The organism is Pseudomonas sp. PDNC002, assembly GCF_016919445.1.
In the GTDB taxonomy this organism is placed as follows: Bacteria; Pseudomonadota; Gammaproteobacteria; order Pseudomonadales; family Pseudomonadaceae; genus Pseudomonas.
Genome location: NZ_CP070356.1, coordinates 5031796 through 5052122, shown reverse-complemented (window position 1 = coordinate 5052122; position 20327 = coordinate 5031796). Strand labels below are relative to the sequence as shown.

Below are 20327 nucleotides of genomic sequence, written 5' to 3'. Positions count from 1 at the left end.
GCCTCGCGGCAGCCCATGAACAGACACCGATCTCGCAGTACGGCGGAGTCCCATGCCTATCCACACAGTTCTCGCTGCACTCTCTCGCCGCTGGCTCTACTTGGTGGCGCTACTGCCCGTCATCGGCCTGCTCAGTGGTTTCCTGCCGCTGAATACCGCACAGGCGCCGGCGCTGGTGGGCGACGCAGAGCGTCAGGCGGAGCTGCGCGAGCACTGGCGAAAGGGTGACCTGATCGTGCTGGTGCGCCACGCCGAGCGTTGTGACCGCTCGAGTTCGCCGTGCCTGGCGGAGTCCGAGGGCATCACGGTGCGCGGCGGGCAAAGCGCTCGGCAACTGGGGCAGGATTTCGCGGCAATGGGGTTGGCCAACGCCGACGTCCTCAGCAGCAACCAGTTGCGCGCCGCGCAGACCGCCACCTCGATGTTCGACAAGGCGCCGGTGCAGCAGCCATGGCTATACAACTGCCAGGGGTCGATGCTGCGCGAGGCGCTCGAGCACAAGGTGGCGCATCGCAACCTGATCCTGGTGACCCATAGCGAATGCATCGAGGACCTGGAGCATTCGATCAGTGTGCCGGACCCGGAGACCCCGGACTACGGCTCATCGCTGTTCCTGCTCAGCGACGGGCAGCAGGCTCCGACGCTGCTGGGCTACCTGCGCGCGGACCAGTGGCCGCAGTCGGTCAGCGAGCGCTGATCTGGCTGGGCGTCGCGCCCAGACGGTAGCGTTGCAGTTCCTGCGGGGTGAGCACGCGCATGCGCTGCGGATCGATGCTCTGCATGGTGTCGGCCAGTTCCAGCGGGATGTCCATGTCGCGGAAGTAGGTGCGGGCGTTGTAGCTGCCCGCCGCCTGTGAAGAATCACCAGCCGGGTAGTAGGGACGGTGCAGGCCGACGTAGCCGCGCACCGTCTTGTGCTTGCCCGCGGCCAGCAGGTAGACGCAGGAACCCTGGCAGACGCTGTTGGTTGGCACCAGGGTTTCGAAGCCTGATTCGCGCAACAGGCGGCCCATCTTGATCGACTCCGCCGCGCTGCCGCCAATGCTGTCGAGCAACACGACCTTGCGGGCGAACTTGCCAGGATGGGCCATCAGGCCCTTGAGCAGGCGTTCGTAGTCGCCAGGCGCGATGTCTTCGGAGATCCGCACCGCCAGCACTTCGCCGACTTTGGAATGCTGCACCGGCTTCACCTCGACCTGGGCGAGGGCGAGGCTGGAACCCATCGCCGTGGTGAGAAGTGCGGTGGCGCAGAGCAGGGCGGCGCGAAGCATGGGAGTGCGAATCCTGTGGGAGCGTTTTTGTAGGAAGGCGCTGAAGATACCTTGAAGCGCCTTCCCGCGCATCCCTCACGGGCTTCTCACATTCCGTTGGCGTAGTCCGGATCGAGCGCGTCGATCAGTCCGCGCACCCCGCGCAGGGCCTCGGCGTAGCGGCAGAGCATGCGCAGCGCCCAGTCCGCCCGCTCGCGCAGGCGCCGGTCGTCCTCGTCATGCGGCGGGCCGTCATTGAACATGCACTCCACCCGCCGGATGAGCAACTGTTCCGGCAGGTAGGCGATGCGGCTGTTCTTGTAGCTGGAGGCGCGCAGCTCGGCCAGCGGATAGGCGCCGCCCAGGCCAGCGGAAACGCCCACCGGCAACGCCGGCTTGTGGCCCAGCTCGCGCAGCCCGGCATAGAGGAAGAAGTTCTTCAGCGCCGGGCAGGCCATGCCGTGCCATTCCGGGGCGATCACCACCAGCGCATCCGCCTCGCGCAGCAGTTCGCGCTGCTCCGGCCAGACGTTCTCGGTGTCCGGTGCCGGCCACAGCGGCAACGGTGTAGTGCCCAGGTCGATGACCTGCGCCCAGCCGCACAGGGCGAGGCTTTCCAGGCGCCCGGCGAGGTAACGGGCGACCTTCGCCGACTGGCTGTCCAACTGGCTGGAACCGGCAACCAGCACGATGTTAGGGCTCATCGGGCCACCTCCGCCGCCACGTCCTTGGCATCGGCTGGTGCACGGGTACGCACCACCGGCCAGAAGACTTCCTCCTGCCAGCTCACCGGCGCCAGGTCCTCGATGCCGTAGGTCTGCGGGCGGCGCCGGGTGATCTTTGCCGTCCCGAACAGCACGTCCCAGAAGAACAGCAGGTTGCCGAAGTTGCCCTTGTAGTTGGTCACGCCGTCGTCCGCGTTGAGGCCGTGGTGTGCAGAGTGGGTGGCGGGTGTGGAGATGGTCCGCTCCAGCAGCCACATCAGTGGGCGCAGGGCGCGGATGCGATAGAGCTTGTCGTCCCAGGCGAGGTTGCTGTGGGCGCCGAAGATCACGCACATCTTGAGGATCAGGTAGACGTAGTAGACGTTCGCCAACCCCATGTGGATCAGCGCCCCGGAGAACCAGATGCCCGGCATCAGCAGGTAGTAGAAGCTGTTGTTGCGATAGACGATGCGGATACTCATGTACGGCGCGGAATGGTGCGCACGGTGCAGGGCATAGAGGAACGGCACCTGATGCGCCAGGCGGTGCCACCAGTACTGGGTCATGTCGTCGAACAGCAGGAACAGCGCGAAGCCGGCCAGCCACGGGATGCCCGCCAGTGAACCGGCGGCGGCGGGGAAGGCGAAGTCGAGCAGGGCGCCGCTGGCCCACATGACCAGCGGGAAAGTCACCGCCAAGAGCAGGCTGGAGCCGATGATCTCGATCAGCACGTCACGGCGCTGGCCGCGGGGTTGGCGGAAGGTGGCGCAGGCCAGTTCGAGAAGGATGAAGGCGAGGAAGATTCCCGCCACGATCACGGTCGGATTATCGAGGAGCATTGTTGTTGTAGTCATGACACTCTCGGTTCGGGTCCAATGGGACAAGGCGTGCCCATCAGAACCCAGGACCGAACGGCGACCCATGCGCGAAAAGGACAGAAACACCCGAGAACTGGCCAACCCTGTGGCGCAGCGATACCACCGCGGGCCGCTCGGCCAAGTGCTGGAGCGTTACCTGAGCAGCCACCGCGCGCGTCGTCACAGCGACTACAGCCTGGTCGAACTCGAACAGCTGTGGCTGGAAGCGGCGAGCCTGGAGCCCGCCATCGGCCTGCAGCTGTTCGGCCAGTTCACCCCGCAGGACTGGCATGTGATCGCCCACCTCGCGCAGTTCTGCGCCGATGTGCGGCAGGCCGTGCTCTGTTGGGTGCGCTACGCCCCGCTGGCGGCGGATACCGATACCTTCCGATTGCTGGAGGAGGGCGACACCGTCGCCGTCGAGCTGATCATCGACGCCCCCGAGCCGTTGAGCCGCTTCCTGCTGGAGCACTACTGCGTGATGGCAGTCACCCAGTTGCGCCGTGGCACCGGCTGCCCGGTGCTGCCGGTGCGCGCCTGCTTCACCCATGCCCGGCCCGATTACCACGCGCAGTACGCCCAATGGTTCGGCGAGCGAATCGAATTCGCCAGCGCCTGCAACCGGCTGTACTTCGATGCGCAGACGCTCGCCTTGCCGCTGCTGGGGCGCCACGCCGGCTTGGTGGAGCTGCTCACGCTGGAGCTCGATCGTCGGCTCGCGCGCCTGCGCCAGCTCAGCGGCTGGGCGGCCAGGGCGGCCGGCATTGCGCGGCGCATGCTCGAACGCGGCGAGGTTCCCGCGTTGGAAAGCGTTGCGGACCAGTTGCACCAGAGTCCGCGCACCTTGCGCAGGCGGCTGGCGGAGCAGGACATGGGGTTTCGCGAATTGCTCGATCAGGTGCGCAAGGAGCTGGAGCAACACCTGGAGCTACAGGGAGAAAGCCGCACGCGCATTGCCGAGCGCCTGGGCTACGGTGACCTCGCCGCCTACCTGAACGCGCGCAAGCGCTGGGTCGGCGAGTCCGGCGCGGGGCTCAGCTCGCCTGGCGCACGCAGTTCTTGAGGACCCGGCGTGCCGATTTGTTGATGTTGCGCTTGCTCGCTTCTTCCGGGGTGAACCAGCGGCAGTCGGCGATCTCGTTCAGTGGCGTGGGCTGCAGCGACGGATCGACAGGCGTTTCGAACACATAGTGCAGCGTCTGGTACAGCTCCAGCGGCGCGATGTAGTTCATCTGTTCCAGCGCCAGGCCGGTCTCCTCGATCAGCTCGCGCAGGGCCGCCTGGCCCGGGCGTTCGTCGGCCTCGATGCGGCCGCCGGGGAGGTTCCATTTCGACTTGGCCTTGCGGACGAAGAGGATCTTGTCGTCGAGCCGACAGATCACCGTTGCGCGCTCTTTAACGTTCCTGGCCATGGCGCTGACCCCCCACCACGTTTCGTACAATTTTCAGCATAGACATTTAACGAATATTTCCATTCGGTAGAACTGGTTACAGCAACAATGTCGACAGATGGTAAGGATTTGTCGCTGGAGTTATCTGTCAGTGAAGTCTGAAAGTCCTGCCGTCATCTTCTCGTCTCCAAATCCCTTCATCGTGGACCGGCGCCAGGTGCCGAAGTGCTATCTGTTTGCATCGGCGTAGCGGATTCCATGGCCTACGCTTGAGTCTTGCCGTCGGACCCGTGGGGCCGAGGCAATCCGAGCGAGCACGCAGTACCGCTGACTCATCTCCGGCCCGGCGCCCTGCGCCGGGCGTCCATCGTCACGAGGAATCGCCATGAGCAAGCCCTATGTCCGTCTCGACAAATCCCAGGCCGCCGTACTGCTGGTCGATCACCAGGCCGGTCTGCTCTCGCTGGTACGCGACATCGAACCGGACAAGTTCAAGAACAACGTCCTTGCCCTGGCCGATCTGGCCAAATACTTCAAATTGCCCACCATCCTCACCACCAGCTTCGAAAACGGCCCCAACGGCCCGCTGGTGCCGGAGCTGAAGGACCTGTTCCCGGACGCGCCCTACATCGCCCGGCCGGGCAACATCAATGCCTGGGACAACGAGGACTTCGTCAAGGCGGTGAAGGCCACCGGCAAGAAGCAACTGATCCTGGCGGGCGTGGTGACCGAGGTGTGCGTGGCGTTTCCGGCGCTCTCGGCGCTGGAGGAGGGTTTCGACGTGTTCGTCGTGGCCGATGCGTCCGGCACTTTCAACGAAGTCACCCGCGATGCCGCCTGGCGCCGCATGGAGGCCGCCGGCGCACAGATGATGACCTGGTTCGGCGTGGCCTGTGAGTTGCACCGCGACTGGCGCAACGATATCGAGGGGCTGGCCGCGCTGTTCTCCAACCACATTCCGGACTACCGGAACCTGATCACCAGCTACAGCACGCTGACTGCCAAGAAGTAAGGCGGCGCTCGCCGGGCGCCGCGGGGAGGTTGCCTGCGGTGTCCGGCGGACCTAGGTCTTTGCGGCGGCTGGCGGGGCTGGGGCTGGGGCTGGTGCAGCAGCCGGCGCTGCAGCCGGCGCGACGCTGGGCACCTGCAGCCGGCATCTGCGGGCGGCTCTGGCCGCAGCGGCGCTACGCTCGTTGAACGGCTTGGCGATGTCTTCGGCGATGTCGATATCCGGTCCGATGACCTCGGCCAGCTTGGTCAGGCTGCGCAGTGCGGCAACACCGCTGATTCCCATCGAGTCGGCGCTGTCGAGCATGGCGATCACCGCCCCACCGGTTCCACTGGCACCGGCAATCCAGGCGGCGTTGGCGGAGGCGTTTGCTGCTGTCAGGGCCGGGGCGACGATCGACGCCGACGTGACGCCGAGCACTTTCAGCCACCAGGCTGATCTGGCCTTCTCCTTGGCCTTCTCCGTCTGCACGCCGAACAGGGTGTCGCAGGGTTCGAGCACCTTGCGTATCGCCTCGTTCTGTACTTCGAGTTGCTCGAGCGTGAGGTCCTTCGGGTCGGTGTCCATCGGGCCGACGAGGTTTTGCATACTGCTGGAGCAGCCAGTCGTCACCAGGCACGCGATGACCATCGATGTCCATTTCATGTTGCCTCCTGGGCCAGGCGCAGCAGATCCCATCCGCTGGGGTGTGGGGCTCCTGCGCATAGTGAGGTGGCGGACCCCTCATGTCATCATCCATATCGATGATGACCCGAGGATGGGAGGTGTTCACGCTCGTTCGTTATGCGTCCCGCCACGATCGAGGGCGACAGGCTTCGTAACCGATGGGGCGCGTCTCACGTGAAGTTGAGGGTCGGCGCCTAGAGCGTGTCGTCGATGACTATGTGTGGAAGGCCCTGGCTGCAGCGCTCAATCCGTGCCTCTACCTTGCACGTTTCGGCTACCGGTGAAGACCATGGGGTTACGTGTCAGCGCCGCGATCATCGTCAGGGTGTTTTGCTCGCCGATGGCGGAGCGGGACTCCCGCGGCGTTGAGTCACCACTATGAGCAGGTTGTTCTCGTGGTAGACCTCAGAGCCTGGTGGAATCCATGACGGGGCGACTGCGTTGGACTTTCCAGAAAGGTCCAACACGATCCCGACCGGGCCTTCTTCTGCTCGATCTGCAATCCACGTTGCGACGTTCTCGGACGTGACTTTTCGACTGCTGGCATCCGAATAGGTGAGGCCGTATTGAAGCTCGCCCTGCACATCCAGCAGAGTCACATCGCTGCGACCGAGCCGCCACGCCAGAGCCGACGCTGTTCCTAGTTCATTACTGAGCAAACTCTTCGAGGTCTTCAGCACGTCCAAGTGCTGGGCGATGAATTGATCGGGCATCTTGTTATCGACGACTGACTGCGGCATCGCTGCCGGGAGCAGCGCGATCAGCATCCAGATCCCGAGAGCCGGTGCAAACCAATGGCGTGTGGGGCGCATCCATTGAGCGAATCCGCACGCGGCCCACCCGATGCACACCAGCAACGCAAGGACCACCTGCACGGGTTGGTTTGTGTAGATCGGGTGAACGATTTGAGCGACGACCAGACCCAGCAGGGCGAGGCTCCCGACGACCAGGTTGAGCAAGCCATTGCCACTTACCGCAGACACATCCCTTTGCCGCAGTTTGTCGACCAGTGTGTTGGCCATCAGGAGAGCGAGCGGAACGAAGCAAGGCAAAATGTAAGTCGGCAGCTTGCCTTTGCTGAGGCTGAAGAACAGGAATGGCATGGCGAGCCACAGGCTCAGAAAGGCTATGCGGCATTCCTTCCGGTCACGCCAGGCGCGTTTCAGGCTTGGGACGACCAGCATTGCCCAAGGGAGGGCGCCGGCGAATAGCATGGGTACAAAGAACCAGAAGGGCGCCGCGTGTTGTGCCTTGGTTCCCGCGAAGCGCCGGATGTGTTCATTCCAGAAAAAGAACTGCCAGAAATCCGCTTCCTGACGGTGAACCGCACGCCAAGCCCAGCATGCCCCACCCAGCCCATTGTTCGCGCCGCCCTTTGCCTTCCATGGCATACCAGCCTGCGACCAGGCTGAGTGTTATCCAGAGTGTCAGTTGCGGGTCGATGTTCGAGTAGCCGGCTTGGCCCGCAGCCAGGCCGAAGCTCATGTAGAGCAGGCCGGCCGTCCAGGTCTTCCAGCTGTCATTCCAGAGGCGACGCCCAAGCAGAAATATCAGGCCCACAGTGGCCGCCGTGCTCGCGGCAGAGGCGATACGTGCTCCAAACAGATTGTCGCCGAATATCGCCTGGCCGAAGGCGATCAACCAATAGCCGCCGATGGGCTTCTCGAAGTACCGCAATCCCATGAAATGCGGAACTACCCAATTACCGCTCTGGAGCATTTCCTGGGCCGCCTGGGCGTAGCGCGTTTCGTCTGGAATCCAGAGCCCGTGAAGGCCAAGAGGGACGAGGAAAAATAGAACAAAGGCGATCAGCAGGGCAGGGTATGCCGCAGCAGGTATTGCGCGATGTATGGCTGGGGTATGTGGACTCGCATGGCGCGTCGATAGGAGCGTGATGTCGGTCATCGGCCCTGATCCTCGAGGGTTTCTTACGCAGGGGTTGGCGTGAGAGGCGAGGGTACGAGGTGAGACTTAGCTGAGACTGAGCGAGAGGGCGGGTCAGGCCGTAACGGCACCTTGAACGAAGAGGCTACGCCGCCATCGCCCAGGCTGAAGCGGGGCAAGGTCCCGGCAGGCGAGGGCGGCGTAGACCGGAGCGGCAATTCGTGCGGCCGCTCCGTGCTTCAATCAAAGGTCGTACTGCAGAGCCACGGTGAACGTACGAGGTGCTCCTACGTCTACGAAGTCGCCGCTGCGGTCGTTGGTGATGTAGTCCTTGTCGAAAAGGTTCTTCACATAGCCCGAGATTGTCAGCTCCTGGGTGAGCTGGTACTCGGCGTTCAGGTTGACCAGCGTGTAGTAGTCGCTCTTGCGCTGATGAACCACATGACCTTCGTCGTCAAGTTGGTACTCGGATGGAGCGCCGTCCTGGTAGACGATGTCGCTGCCCACGCTCAACCCATTGGCGAATCGATAAACGCCTCCCGCAGAAAATTTGTACTTGGGCGAGTACAGGAACGATTTGCCGCCCAAGTCCGTATCCCCAACCATGAAGTCGTGATACTTGCCGTCGGTGTAGGCCATGCCGGCATTCAGGCTGAGGCTGCTGCCGAAATCCTTTTCCAGGAAACTTTCCAGGCCGCGGATGGTGCTTTCGCCTGCGTTGTAGACCTGGAAGAAGTTGCCCGTGCTGTCGAGCATGCTGACCTGTTGGTCCTTCCACTTGGTGTAGTAAACGTTGGCCCGCAGGCGCAAGGTTCGCTCCTGCCACGCGCCGCGATAGGAGAGTTCGTAGTTGGTGGTGTACTCCGGATCGTAAGCGGCATGGCCTCCGCCGGCTCGAACGTTCACGCCACCACCGCGATAGCCTTTCTGAACCATCACTCCAACGTACTGGTTGGCTGCCAGTTCATGATCAAGGCCAAGCTTGGGTAGAAAAGCGCTGAAGCGCTTCGACGCATCGCCGGGGCTGGAGAAGTCGTCCTGGTCGACGTGGGTGTCGTTGTGCTCACTGTCGAGGCGGGCACCGGTAATCAGCGTCCAGCCGGGCTGGAAGGTCCAGTTGAACTCGCCAAACACTGCCTGGTTATCGATGCGGGTGTCGCCTTTCACCGTGCCGAACGGCGCTCCATCGGACGTCAGCAGGTCATGGTAATCGTTGCGAGTATGCCCGTAGTAAAGGCCAATGAAGCCTTTCAAATCGGTGACGTCATAACCGAGCCGGACTTCCTGGCTGAACATCGTGGTGTCCTGGCTTCGGATCGCCTCCATGTTGTCGCTTGAGGTCTGGTCAAAGTCCAATAGGGCGTTGTAGTCGGAGCGGGTGAGAGCGGTCAGTGAGGTAAGTGTCCAGGCGTCATCCAGGCGATAGTCGATCTTTGCCGTGCCGGTGTCCTGCTTCATCTTGTCGTATGCGCTGGAGTTTTCATCGATCTTGTAGAAGCGCACGTGACCGTTCTGGCGGGTCGAGGCGTTCACGCCCTGGCGGTTTTCGCTATGGGTGAAGCCCAGCAATACATCTGTTTCATCGTTGGGCAGGAACAGCAGCTTGCCGCGCACGTTGCTGTTACGTTGGCGGTTGGCATCATCGTTGGTGGCGATGTTGTCGATATAGCCGTCGCTCTCTTGATAGTCCACGGCAAGACGGCCGGCTAGAACGCCGTCCACCAGTGGTCCGCCCGCTGCTGCGGCGCCGCCCTGGGTGCCGTAGTTCCCGACGTTGGCGCGTGCAGAGGCCGACGGTGTGAACGTTGGATTTCGGGTCTGCACGACTACCGCACCCGCCAGGGAGTTGCGACCTTGAGTGGTCGATTGAGGCCCCATCAGGACCTCGACTTGCTCCACGTCCCACAGTGGCAGCGGGCTCAGCGTCAAGGCGCGATTTGGCAGCTGCGCGCCGTCTACGAAGACCGACACCGCACCGTTCAGGGTTGCTGGACCTTGGTCGTCGAACCCCGATACCGGAACACCGCGAATACCCCAGTTCTTGTTGCCTGGCTGGGTGTAGACGCCGGGGGTGCGAGCAAAGACATCGTTCAGCGTGTTGTCGCCGTGCTCCTTGAAGTCCGCGTCAGTGTTCACCACCACGCTGGTCTGGGTTTGCTCCAGAGTGCGATTTATTTTTTCACCCGAGATAACGAGGGGGGCAAGTTCGAGCGGATCGTTCCCCCTGCTGGCGTCATTGGTCCGGCCCAGCAGGGTAACGCTGCGCTGATCGGTGAAACGGAACGACAACCCGGAGCCTGCGAGTATCTGAGACAACGCCTGGTCTCGTGTCAGCATGCCGCTGATGGGGCTCGAACGAAGTCCCTTCGTGAGCTCTGCCGGATAGAGAACCTGCACCCCGGAGGTGATTCCGTAGGCAGCAAGCGCATCGTCCAGCGACATGGCAGGAATGGAGAAGTGCAACGATTGTGGCTGTGCCTTGCCGGCAGGAATCGACTCGGCAGCGAAGGCCGGTAGCGAGGCAATTGCCGAGCAGCTCAGCAGGGCGGTAAGTGCCCAGGTGCTGCGAGTGACGATCAGGTACCTCGAAGGCATGCGAGGCTTGGATGCTTGTAACGTCCCCATGTTTTCCCCAATTGGTAGCAACAGATAAGTGCAGATGAAAAGCGTTCTTATCTGAAGACGCTGCCCGATTAGGTAACCCGCAATCGTCGGAGAACTTTTTTATCGCAGGACGATAATGCCCGCTGGAAGCCGGATGGCGGATAGCTGAAGACTGTTCTCGATGTGTTGCAGCACCTCGTCTGGACGCTGCAGGTGAAAGACACCGCTGACCGGGGCTTTCGCTTTCTTCGAGTCCGCGATGATGACGCGGCCTTGGCGATAGCGGTTCAACTCGTCCACAAGGTCCTGTAGCGGCCGGGCCTTGAACACCAGCAGATTCTGCTGCCAGGCCAGCACCTGCTCACTTTCTACCAGCGCCACCGGCGAGGTCCCACGCGCTCCGTACGCCAGTTGTTCGCCAGCCCTGACACGCGCACGCTCGGTCGCGCCCTGGCGATCTCGAACCTCGACGGCTCCCTGCGTGCAGGTCACCTGGATGCCATCGTTCTGGTAGCGAACTTCAAAGATGGTGCCCAAGGCGGTGACGGTGCCACCCTTCGCGCTGACCACAAAGGGGCGATCCGGATCATGCTGCACATGGAAGATCGCCGCGCCGTCGCCCAGGGAAATGCGCCGCTCGCTATCGCTGAAGTCGATGCTCATGCGGGTTTTTGCATCGAGTTCGACGATGCTGCCATCTGCCAGTCGAACCTGCCGGTGCTCGCCCACACCCGTGTAGTAATCGGCCAATAGGTCGTAGCCGCTGGGAAATACGCCGATCTGCATAGTGCCCAGCACCGCAGCTACCAGGCACGCCGCTGCAATGCTGCTGGCAGCGAGGCGCACTCCAGGGCGGCGGCGCTTGCTCGATGCAGGCAATTGCCCGGCGAGCTTCCAGAGCCGAACGGCCTCGCGATAAGCCGCGGCATTCTCTGGAGTGAGCGCGCACCAATGCTTGAGCGCACGCGCATCCTCTACCGTCGCCCGCCCGGAAGTGATGCGCACGACCCAGGCGTTGGCCTGGCTGGCGCGGCTTTCCGATTGATTCGAAGGGGAGGAGGGCTGGGTCATAGGGGGGCTTGTACTAGAGGAGACGGGAACTGTACATGGGGGCACTAAATAATCGTCTGTTCGCCGGTCAACTGCTTCAGTCGGGTCGTGCAGTGGTCGAGGGCGCGATGGATTTCCAATTCGACCGTGCGCAGGCTGACGCCGAAGCGGCTTGCCAACTGCTTGTGAGGCAGGCCCTCGACGCGGGCAGCGAGGAACAGTTCCCGGCGACGCGCAGGTATTTCCTCGAGGATCTCAGTCAGGCACTCCAGCGCCTGAAAGTCAGCGGCGCGCTGTTCCACGCCAGGAGCCTCATCGGGAACATCGAGCAGCATGTCAATTTCAGTCGAGTCGAGTAGACGCCGTGCATTGCTACGGGCGTCGTCAATTGCCAGGTTGGCCGCCATGCGGCGCAGGTAGGCTTGCGGATTGACGATCAGGTCGTCGGCGTTGCTGCGGTGGAGTTTGAGCCAGGCGTCCTGCAGAAGGTCCTCGGCGATGGCGGGGCATCCCGTGCGCCCTGTCAGGTAACGCATCAGCGTTTTTCGTTCGGCGATGAAGCACGCCAGTAGCGATGCCGTTCTTTGCTTCATCACCGACGTCTACCGAGGATACGATCTGGATGGCTAGTTGCAATAAAATTGCAGATGTAAGTGATTCTCAAAATACTCTAGCAAGGAGCCTTTGTGCAATGGCGTCGTGATGGCGAAATGACGAAGTCTCACCATGACGTCCACTCGAACGGCTGATCTTGCAGATGGCGCGCTGCCGGTGGGCCCCCGGACTCAGCCGAGGGTAACGGTCGCTTCGTGAAGGGGAGTGCCGCCGAGTTACTCGATGAGCTAACGAATGTTTCGCTCGGAAGTTCAGCCGTCGATCACGGCTTCCTGTGCCGTGGGAATCCAGATTGAGATGCACAGTCCAGTTTTCGAGTCGCTGTCTGAGTAGTCCAGCTCGATGCTCGCCCCGATTCGATTGGCGATTGTCTTCACGATCGACAAGCCCAGCCCAGAGCCAATCTCATCGTTTCCCGGAACTCGGTAGAAAGCATCGAATATGCGTTCGCGCTCCGATTCAGGTATTCCTGGCCCTGTGTCGCTGATCTGCAGCACAACAGCGTTTTCGTGCTGCACAACCAGCAGATCGATTTTTCCACGTGGCGGCGTGTATCGCACGGCGTTGTCGACGAGGTTCTTGATCATCGTCTGCAGCTCGAGTTCGTTGGTCACTATCACGCAGTCATCGCCGTCCACGCCCAGATCGATCTGCTTCTTGTCGGCGACCGGCAAGAGATCCTCCAGTACCGTGCGATAGACCTTGTGCAGCGAGATTGGGGTGCGCGCTGTGGCGTTCGATGACTGAGCGCTCGCGAGAGCCAGCAACTGATCGATCAGGTTTCGACCGCGGTCGATGCCTTGTCTCAACTTGCCCAGCCGTTCCCGAGCCTGCTCGGACATTTCCGTCGCGCAAAGGCGCTCCGCCTGGAGGGAAAGGGCAGTCAGCGGGGAGCGCAGTTCGTGGGCCGCATCGGCGACGAATCGGCGCTGGGACTCCATGGACTTCCCGACACGGCCGAGAAGGCGGTTGATTGCGAGGGCGAACGAGCGGATCTCCGTCGGCAAGTGACGCGCGTCGATAGGCGCCATGTCCTGATCGTCTCGTCGGTCTATCTCGGCCGACAGCATTGCGATGGGGCGGAACAATTTGCGAATCAGGTCAGCCACCACCAGGAGCAGAACAGGGATCAGAATCACGAAAGGGATCAGTCCTCGCCAGGCGCTCTCACGTGCATCGCGATCGCGGCTCTCTGTTTCCTGGGCAATAGCGATGCGCTGTCCAACCGAGGTAGTCCTCACCAGTACGCGGAACTCCTCGCCAGCGACACTGACGGTGGAGAAGCCATCCGGCAGGGTGCTCGGAATTGGTAGCGGTAGGCTGTTGTCGTTTGCCTCGGGAGCGATGGCACTGTCTGCCAGGTACTGCACGACCACCCGGGTTTCTTCGTTGTCGCCGGCTACGGCTGGGGCGTGGTTGGGATAGTGCAGTGTCATCTGTTGACGTTCGATGAGCGCTGCGACTTGCTTCAGCGTGTTGTCCTGCATCTCCAGCGCTTCATCGTATGCGGATACGAAGGCGAAGATGCTCGCGAGCGAGGCAACGATCAGGATGGTCACCGAGAGCGCGAGGGATAGGCGGAACTGCACTGACTCCTTCAGCCGCCTTTGGAGACCATCCATCCCATCCCCCTTACGTTCTTGATGATGTTGGCCCCAAGCTTCTTGCGTAACGAATGGATCAGGAATTCGACCGCATTGCTTTCGACTTCATGGCCCCAGCCGTAGATACGATCCTCCAGATCGCTGCGAGACAGGATCGCGCCTGGCCTGATCAAGAGTGCCTGGAGCAGGCTGAACTCGCGGTTCGACAGCTGGACTTCTTGGGCTTCTGCACTGCTCGCCAATTTTGAAACCGGATCCAGCAAAACGACGCCATTGCTGAGGACAGGCGAAGCGGTGCCACTTGTGCGACGCATGACAGCACGCATGCGTGCCAGCAGTTCGGCCATTTCGAATGGTTTGAGAAGATAGTCATCAGCCCCACCGTCCAAGCCCCTCACGCGGTCTTCAAGACTGTCTCTCGCGGTGATGATGACCAAGGGGACGGGATTGTCCTGTGCGCGGATACTCTCAAGAACGCTCAGTCCATCCCGACCGGGTAGACCAAGATCGAGAAGGATCTGGTCATAGGGCTGCGTGCTCAGGGCAGAGAGTGCAGTCAGGCCGTTGTTCACCCAGTCGACAGCGTAGCCGGCATCCTTCAGCGCGCCCTCGATGGCTTCGCCGATCATGCGGTCGTCCTCGATTAACAGTATTCGCATGCCCAGCCTCTGGAACCTGACTGCACTTTGCACGGCGACCTATCTGGCTGCCGTGCAGGGGGAAGATCGTTTGACGATAGCCGTGGGACGGATATGCCTGTCGAGCTTTACGATTGGCGTTGTCCCTGAAGAATGTCAAACGCCTTCATCAGATCATCCATTGCGGCCTTGCAGGTTGCCTGCTGAGGGCTACCGTCGCGAAGCGCGTCAAGGGCGCGGTCGATCGCCTTGTCGAGGTAGTGCCAATCGCCGGCTGCACGAGGTTTGATTCCGGCTTCTGCATTGTCCCAGGCGAGCTCCAAATCTTTGATACGGGCTTTGCCTTTTTCCAGTTCGTTCTTGTCGACCAGGGCGCTGACATCGGCAGCGATGCTGCGGAACTCGGAAAGGTCGCCGAGCTGGGTCGGCATGCGCGGGCCCGCATTGGTTTGCTGGCTCGCGCCAGTTTTAGGTTCATCTTGCTTTGAGCAGCCGGCTGCGAGTCCGAGCAGAGCAATGGCAGCGGCAAGCGCGACTTTACAGACGATTTTCTTGAAAGGGGGCATGGAAGGCTCCTTGAGGATGTAAGGGTTACTGGGACGCACTTTTGCCGTTGTTGACGCCGAGTTGAGCGACCGTCACCAGCATCAGGATCACGCAGAGGAAGATTGCACTGGTCCAGGTGGCGCCCATGCCAAGGCCGCCATAAGTCTTGGCCTGCGTAAGCAGATCACCGAGTGATGCGCCAAAGGGACGGGTCAGGATGTAGGCGATCCAGAAACTCAGGACAACATCGGCGCCAAGCTTCCAAGCCAGGAAGGTCGCGGCGATGAGGGCACCAAACAGGAAGACGCCAACGGTGAAGCCCATGCTGAGTGCTTCGGTCGCCAGGTCGCCAGCGGCTGTGCCCAGAGCGAAGGTGCAGAGAACGGTTGTCCAATAGAACAGCTCACGTCGCGGGGTAACGATTTCCTTGATGGAAAGGTTGCGCTCAGTGGCGTACCAGAACCCGAAGTTGACGGCCAGGAGACCAGAGAACACGGCCGTGCTGGCGTATAGGCTGACGCCCAGTACATCGGTGAGAATGTCGGTTAGCTGGGTGCCGAGAATGCTCACCACGACGACTGTTAGCCAGTAGATCCACGGTGTGTAGGCACGCGTGCGCAGTTGCCAGACCAGGGCGATGGCAAGTAAGGCCGCCATGGCCGCCGTCGTGATCCCCAGGCCGAGGCCTGCATCTACAGCGAGAAAATCGGCAAATGTCTCACCCACTGTGGTGGACATGATCTTGATGGCCCAGAAGGACAGCGTCACCTCCGGAACTTTGTTGAGCCAATAGGTTTTCGTGCTTGAGTTCATATCGAGGCGTCTCTCCGGCCGCGCTTCAGTTGGCGTGGAGGAGAGCCTACGGAGCAAAACTTAGCTGAGACTGAGGCCGGCACCGGATTCTGCACATTCTGCTGACGAGCCACACGGTCTCGGCTGAGTCAGCACGTCGCTTTTCAAGAATGTAATCCCTTGTTTCTTGTATAGGCCTCAGTTGTATGAGGCCAAGAAGGGTTTGATTGCGGTGATTCGAGAGTCTCGATGTCTATTGCTCCGCAAGCTCGGCTTTTCCGGCGGCCAGAGTTTCTAAAGAGAGTCGTGCGGCTTCCCTGTACTTCAATGATATCGACTGGATAGGGGCCGGATATCAGTAGGCCGGCCCGTCCGTTGTGAAGAGGTGTGCAACGCCGCTGGCGAAGATGTGGACTCGCATACCTATATCGGGACATTCCATCGCCGGTACTCTCACCGGAATCGTCAGGATTCCCGAGCCGGTCGCTGCCTCAGGCGGTTGCGCCTCGAGCTGGACCATGGCCGTGCACTTGTCGCCCCCGAAGTCACTGCCAACCACCACGCCGTAGCAGCCGTCAGAGCTAGTCGGGAACATGCCGCGAAGGCTCAGGTGGAGTTGCTCGGGGCGAAGGAGTATCTGGGCGTCCCCATTCAGGGCGCTCTCAGCGGTCATTACCTTACCCACGGGGCACCGTGCCCAGCCGTCTTGAACCTTGGCTGGGAGCACCAGGGCGTCCCCGAGGAACGCAGCTGTCTGCTCGTCGACCGGACGCAGGTAGAGTTCCTTGGGTGCCCCGGACTGGATGAGGCGTCCTTGGCGAATGACGGCAAGCTGGTCGCCAAAGGAAAGGGCTTCCTCCTGGTCGTGCGTCACCAGAATGGCAGTCACGCCGGCGTCGTTCAGTACCTTCGATACTGCCTTGCGCATGGACACACGCAGGCCACTGTCCAAGGCCGAGAACGGTTCATCGAGCAGCATCAATTTAGGGCTCTGCGCCAACGCCCTGGCCAGGGCGACTCGCTGCTGCTGGCCGCCAGACAGTTCATGTGGCCAGCGCCCAGCCATGGAGGCATTCAAGGAAACCATGTCCAGCAGCTCGAGAATGCGCCGCGAGCGGTTCTCCATGCCTTTGGGCAGACCAAACCCGATGTTCTCGGCAACCGACAGGTGGGGAAAGAGTGCGCCGTCCTGCGGAACGTAGCCGATGACACGACGGTGCGCGGGGACGAAGGTCTCGATGTCAGCCAGCGTGGTATCGCCGAGTGTGATCGATCCGAGGTCAGGCACCTCGAAGCCTGCTATCAGGCGCAGGAGAGTGGTCTTTCCTGACCCGGATGGACCTACGATCGCCGCTCGGCTGCCTGCCGGTACAGACAAACTAAAGTTCTCGATAGCTGCATAGGTTCCGAAGAACCGAGAGACGGACTTCAGTTCGAGAGTGCTCATCGGCCTGCTACTCGCTTGGATTGGTGGTAAAGAATCCCGGTCAGGGGGAGGGAAAGGAGGATCATCAACAGGGCGTACGGTGCCGCCGCGGCGTAATCGATCTCACTGGTTTTTGACCAGAACGCGGTGGCGAGAGTCGAGGTTCCGCTGGGGGACAGAAGCAAGGTCGCCGTCAGCTCATTCACGATGGCGAGGAAAACCAGCGAGACACCTGCTGCTGCACCTGGCGCGGCAAAGCGGATGGTGACGCCCCACAATGCTTGCATTGGTGTGCGCCCCAGGCTGCGAGCGATGTTTTCCAACTCTACCGGGGCTTGAGCCAGACCCGCGCGCAGGCTCACCAGAGCACGTGGCAGGAACATCAGCGCATAGGCCAGTAGTACCGTGAAAACGGTTTGATAGAGCGGTTGGGCGAATCGAATGGTCACGCTCACCAGGGCCAAGGCAATCACGATGCCGGGGAGCGCACTGGCAATGTAGTTACTGCCCTCAAGCATGCGCTGGAACCTGCTTGGCGCTCGCACCGAAATCCAGGCAATTGGCACCGCCGCAATGGTGGTGAGCAGTGCGCCAGCCGCACCCAGCATCACCGTCTGACCAAGGCAGACCAGCAGTTCGCTTGAGCTCCATACGGCAATGCCGCCCGCGTTGAGCCATTTCCCCAGCGTCACGAGCGGGACCCCCAATGAGGCGCTGGTGAATGCCGCACATAGAATCAGAACGAGCGCTGAACTGCTCCTGGACAGGTGGTACTGCTGCGGTGAACGCGGGCTGCCGGCGCCTATGCGAGCGTAGCGTGCCGATCCTCGTGTGGCTGACTCCAGGGTGAGCATCATCAGGCATCCCAGGGCCAGCACGCCTGCCAGCATGTTGGCGGAAGGGCCGCTGAAGGAGGACTGGAACTGGTCGAAGATGGCGGTCGTAAAGGTGTCGAAACGGATCAGCGCAAAAAGACCGTATTCGGCCAGCAGGTGCAGACCGACCAGCAGCGATCCTCCCCATATCGCGACACGTAGCTGCGGCAGTACGACACGCAGGAACACCCTGAGAGGTTTGTCGCCCAGTGACTCGGCGACATCCTCCAGAACCGGATCAAGCCGTCTCAATGCTGCAGCGGCAGGAAGGTAGATGAACGGCGAATAGGCAATGACGGAAACCAGCACTGCCGGAAACAGCCCGTGAATCGATGGCGCCAGACTGATCCACGCATAGCTGTGTACGAAGGCAGGGATAGCCAGAGGAGCCACGACCAGCAGGGAAAGCAGACGCTTTCCTGGAAGAAGGGTGCGCTCGGTCAGCCAGGCCATCGCGACGCCATGGAGCACGCAAAGGGGGACGGTCAACGCAACCAGGATCACTGTGTTGTAAAGCAGCTCTGCGACTCGTGGGCGAAACACCAGCTTGGAGATGAGCGGCATTCCCCCTTGAAAGCCCGCGGCAACAACGAAAAAGAGCGGCAGAAGTGCGAAGGTTGAAACGACCAGAGCCGCTCCGAATATCCACGGCTGGCTGGATCGGTTCCGCCAGTGACGCATCAGTGCGGCGGGTCGCTGTGACGCCTGTTCACTGGTGCCACCCAGGCGTGCATCGGGTTCGAACTGTTGAGCGGTCACTTAGAGCAGGCCCGCCTGGATCATCAGATCTACGACCTTTTGGCTATCCAGCTTCGATACGTCGATGACTGGCGCATCCAACTGGTCCAGTGGAACGAGCTTCGGGTTCGATTGCTCACCTTCACCCACCGCATATTCGAACGAGGTGCCCTCCCTGAGGATGGCCTGTCCTTTCTTGCCGGTAATCCACTTCAAGAATTCCTGGGCTTCCTTCGGATGCTTGCTGGAGGCCAGTACGCCACCACCGGAGAGGCTGATAAAGGCGCCGGGATCCTTGTTCTTGAAGTAGTGCAGTGCTGTGTTGTTGCTGTTCTCCCCGGTCTTGGATTGATCACCGAAGAAGTAGTAGTGGTAGATCACGCCGGAATCGATCTGGCCAGCGTTGACGGCTTTCAGAACTGCGTTGTTGCCTCGGTAATTCCTGGCGCCTGCCTTCAGCGAGTCGAGCCAGTCGAGCGTCACTTCTTCTCCCTTCAGTTCGAGGAGCGCGCCGACAATGGCTTGAAAGTCGGCTCCCGCCGGAGAGGCGGACCAGCGGCCGATCCATTGGGGTTCGGCAAGCTCGAGCAACGACTTCGGCAGTTCCGACTCTTTCACCATGTTCTTGTTGTAAACGAAGACCGTAGACCGGGCGGCGATGCCGACCCAGCGGCCTTCCGCTGTCCTGAAAGGAGCTGCGACTTGTGCAATGGTGGTCGGGTCAACCGGGGCGAAGAGTCCGGCATGATCAACGAGCATCATGGCGGGGGAGTTCTCGGTCAGGAAAACGTCAGCCGGGGACGCTGTGCCCTCCTGGACGATCTGGTTTCCCAGCTCGATGTCGTCACCTTTGCGCAAGGTGACCTTGATGCCGGTATCGCGAGTGAAGCCTTCACTCCAGGCTTTGGTCAACGATTCGTGCTGGGCGTCATAGACGACGATTCCCTCGTCGTCCGATGCCGCGAGAGTCGTCCTGATTCCCAGTAACGCCGCGGTTCCAACTGCTATCAAGATGACTAACGAGGTACCGCGCACTTTCATCAATCGCCGCTCCAACGGATTCTTTGCATACGATGTGCGAGGCCTCTTGTTGCCCAGGACATCGCTCGAGATTGGGGGCGATATTCGCTTTACGGCTGTTAAGAAATTGTCATTCTCATTTGAAAGTCGTGTTATGAAACTTGGCTGCGGAGGGGGCGGCAAAAGTCAGGAACCAATCACACGAAGCCAGTGGCTGGCACGCGCCAGAGGGTCGACCGTAGTGACTATCGGTTTAGCGTGCTGTATTTGAAGGGGACAACCCTGGGGCTCGGCCCAGGTGCGCATTGGCGGAGCAGGTATGGAAAAAATTATCGAGCTTGTTGAACACGGCAGCTTCTCGTTGCTACTGGCGATGCTCGTCGCCATCGTGAGCCATGTTGTCTGGCGGGTTTTCGCACCGGAGCTTGAGGCCGCTTGGTTTTACGTTCTGTTGGCGATACTGCTGGCAGCCTTCGCCTGCTTGCCCAACGGCCTGCATTGGCTGCTCGACATTCGTCACGTCGATCTGGCCGCCGTTCATGAGGGCAAGTCGCATTTCCCCTACTCGTTGCTCTTCATCGCAGATTTGGTCGGCACTTCGATGGGAGCGCTGGTTGGGGTAGTTCTTGCGGTGAGGGTGCGCAGGCGGAGGGGCTAA

At 61.2% G+C, this 20327-nt stretch carries 21 protein-coding genes; 4 read left to right on the top strand and 17 right to left on the bottom strand.

Annotation, left to right across the window (positions count from 1 at the left end):
* Window positions 1–52 precede the first annotated feature (52 nt).
* Complete coding sequence (locus tag JVX91_RS22695) at window positions 53–697, top strand: histidine phosphatase family protein (RefSeq protein ID WP_205336363.1); 645 nt, start codon at window positions 53–55, stop codon at window positions 695–697.
* Here the strand turns inward: JVX91_RS22695 and JVX91_RS22690 are convergent.
* The 3 genes from JVX91_RS22690 to JVX91_RS22680 all read right to left on the bottom strand — a co-directional run bounded on the left by JVX91_RS22690 (window position 684) and on the right by JVX91_RS22680 (window position 2808).
* On the bottom strand, window positions 684–1271 hold the full coding sequence (locus JVX91_RS22690; RefSeq protein ID WP_205336362.1) for a hypothetical protein: 588 nt from the start codon (window positions 1269–1271) through the stop codon (window positions 684–686). The two genes, JVX91_RS22695 and JVX91_RS22690, sit on opposite strands and share 14 nt — an antisense overlap.
* Before the next feature lie 86 nt (window positions 1272–1357).
* Entirely contained in the window at window positions 1358–1954 is a 597-nt protein-coding gene (locus tag JVX91_RS22685; RefSeq protein WP_205336361.1) for an NAD(P)H-dependent oxidoreductase, read from the bottom strand.
* A complete protein-coding gene (locus tag JVX91_RS22680) occupies window positions 1951–2808 on the bottom strand; it encodes a sterol desaturase family protein (RefSeq protein ID WP_240201652.1) in 858 nt (285 codons plus the stop codon). Before JVX91_RS22680 ends, JVX91_RS22685 begins: the two co-directional genes overlap by 4 nt.
* Before the next feature lie 67 nt (window positions 2809–2875).
* Here JVX91_RS22680 and JVX91_RS22675 point away from each other — a divergent pair, with 67 nt between their 5' ends.
* Window positions 2876–3874, top strand: coding sequence for an AraC family transcriptional regulator ligand-binding domain-containing protein (locus JVX91_RS22675; RefSeq protein ID WP_205336360.1), 999 nt, complete (start codon window positions 2876–2878; stop codon window positions 3872–3874).
* On the opposite strand, the gene JVX91_RS22670 is transcribed toward JVX91_RS22675, so the two are convergent.
* The gene (locus JVX91_RS22670; protein WP_205336359.1) at window positions 3846–4223 is read right to left on the bottom strand and encodes an NUDIX domain-containing protein; all 378 of its coding nucleotides are present in this window, start codon (window positions 4221–4223) and stop codon (window positions 3846–3848) included. The two genes, JVX91_RS22675 and JVX91_RS22670, sit on opposite strands and share 29 nt — an antisense overlap.
* A 364-nt stretch (window positions 4224–4587) precedes the next feature.
* On the opposite strand from JVX91_RS22670, the gene ycaC reads away from it, so the two are divergent.
* Window positions 4588–5214: an isochorismate family cysteine hydrolase YcaC gene (gene ycaC, locus JVX91_RS22665; protein ID WP_205336358.1), complete on the top strand. Its 627-nt coding sequence runs from the start codon at window positions 4588–4590 to the stop codon at window positions 5212–5214.
* A gap of 51 nt (window positions 5215–5265) precedes the next feature.
* Here the strand turns inward: ycaC and JVX91_RS22660 are convergent, their stop codons facing one another.
* The 13 genes from JVX91_RS22660 to JVX91_RS22605 form a co-directional block, all read right to left on the bottom strand.
* Entirely contained in the window at window positions 5266–5856 is a 591-nt protein-coding gene (locus JVX91_RS22660; protein ID WP_205336357.1) for a hypothetical protein, read from the bottom strand.
* Between the two features lie 341 nt (window positions 5857–6197).
* On the bottom strand, window positions 6198–7268 hold the full coding sequence (locus JVX91_RS22655) for a hypothetical protein (protein ID WP_240201651.1): 1071 nt from the start codon (window positions 7266–7268) through the stop codon (window positions 6198–6200).
* Entirely contained in the window at window positions 7156–7782 is a 627-nt protein-coding gene (locus JVX91_RS29045; protein WP_240201650.1) for a phospholipid carrier-dependent glycosyltransferase, read from the bottom strand. Before JVX91_RS29045 ends, JVX91_RS22655 begins: the two co-directional genes overlap by 113 nt.
* Before the next feature lie 222 nt (window positions 7783–8004).
* Window positions 8005–10386 (bottom strand): TonB-dependent receptor, encoded by a 2382-nt coding sequence (locus tag JVX91_RS22650; protein WP_205336356.1) that lies wholly within the window; start codon window positions 10384–10386, stop codon window positions 8005–8007.
* 99 nt (window positions 10387–10485) lie between these two features.
* Window positions 10486–11436 (bottom strand): FecR family protein, encoded by a 951-nt coding sequence (locus tag JVX91_RS22645; RefSeq protein WP_205336355.1) that lies wholly within the window; start codon window positions 11434–11436, stop codon window positions 10486–10488.
* Window positions 11437–11480: 44 nt separating this feature from the next.
* Entirely contained in the window at window positions 11481–12008 is a 528-nt protein-coding gene (locus JVX91_RS22640) for an RNA polymerase sigma factor (protein ID WP_205336354.1), read from the bottom strand.
* Window positions 12009–12281: 273 nt separating this feature from the next.
* Entirely contained in the window at window positions 12282–13652 is a 1371-nt protein-coding gene (locus JVX91_RS22635; RefSeq protein ID WP_205336353.1) for an ATP-binding protein, read from the bottom strand.
* Window positions 13628–14293 (bottom strand): response regulator transcription factor, encoded by a 666-nt coding sequence (locus JVX91_RS22630; protein ID WP_205336352.1) that lies wholly within the window; start codon window positions 14291–14293, stop codon window positions 13628–13630. The genes JVX91_RS22635 and JVX91_RS22630 overlap by 25 nt, the downstream gene beginning before the upstream one ends.
* A 107-nt stretch (window positions 14294–14400) precedes the next feature.
* Window positions 14401–14838, bottom strand: a complete 438-nt coding sequence (locus tag JVX91_RS22625; protein ID WP_205336351.1) for a hypothetical protein — start codon at window positions 14836–14838, stop codon at window positions 14401–14403.
* A 25-nt stretch (window positions 14839–14863) separates the two neighbouring features.
* A complete protein-coding gene (locus JVX91_RS22620) occupies window positions 14864–15631 on the bottom strand; it encodes a hypothetical protein (protein ID WP_205336350.1) in 768 nt (255 codons plus the stop codon).
* Window positions 15632–15965: 334 nt separating this feature from the next.
* Window positions 15966–17057 carry an ABC transporter ATP-binding protein gene (locus JVX91_RS22615; protein ID WP_205336349.1) on the bottom strand — a complete coding sequence of 364 codons (1092 nt, stop codon included), beginning with the start codon at window positions 17055–17057 and terminating at the stop codon, window positions 15966–15968.
* Entirely contained in the window at window positions 17054–18592 is a 1539-nt protein-coding gene (locus JVX91_RS22610) for an iron ABC transporter permease (protein WP_205340084.1), read from the bottom strand. Before JVX91_RS22610 ends, JVX91_RS22615 begins: the two co-directional genes overlap by 4 nt.
* Before the next feature lie 78 nt (window positions 18593–18670).
* Window positions 18671–19690 carry an iron ABC transporter substrate-binding protein gene (locus JVX91_RS22605; RefSeq protein WP_205336348.1) on the bottom strand — a complete coding sequence of 340 codons (1020 nt, stop codon included), beginning with the start codon at window positions 19688–19690 and terminating at the stop codon, window positions 18671–18673.
* A gap of 298 nt (window positions 19691–19988) precedes the next feature.
* Here JVX91_RS22605 and JVX91_RS22600 point away from each other — a divergent pair, with 298 nt between their 5' ends.
* Window positions 19989–20327 (top strand): hypothetical protein, encoded by a 339-nt coding sequence (locus tag JVX91_RS22600; RefSeq protein WP_205336347.1) that lies wholly within the window; start codon window positions 19989–19991, stop codon window positions 20325–20327.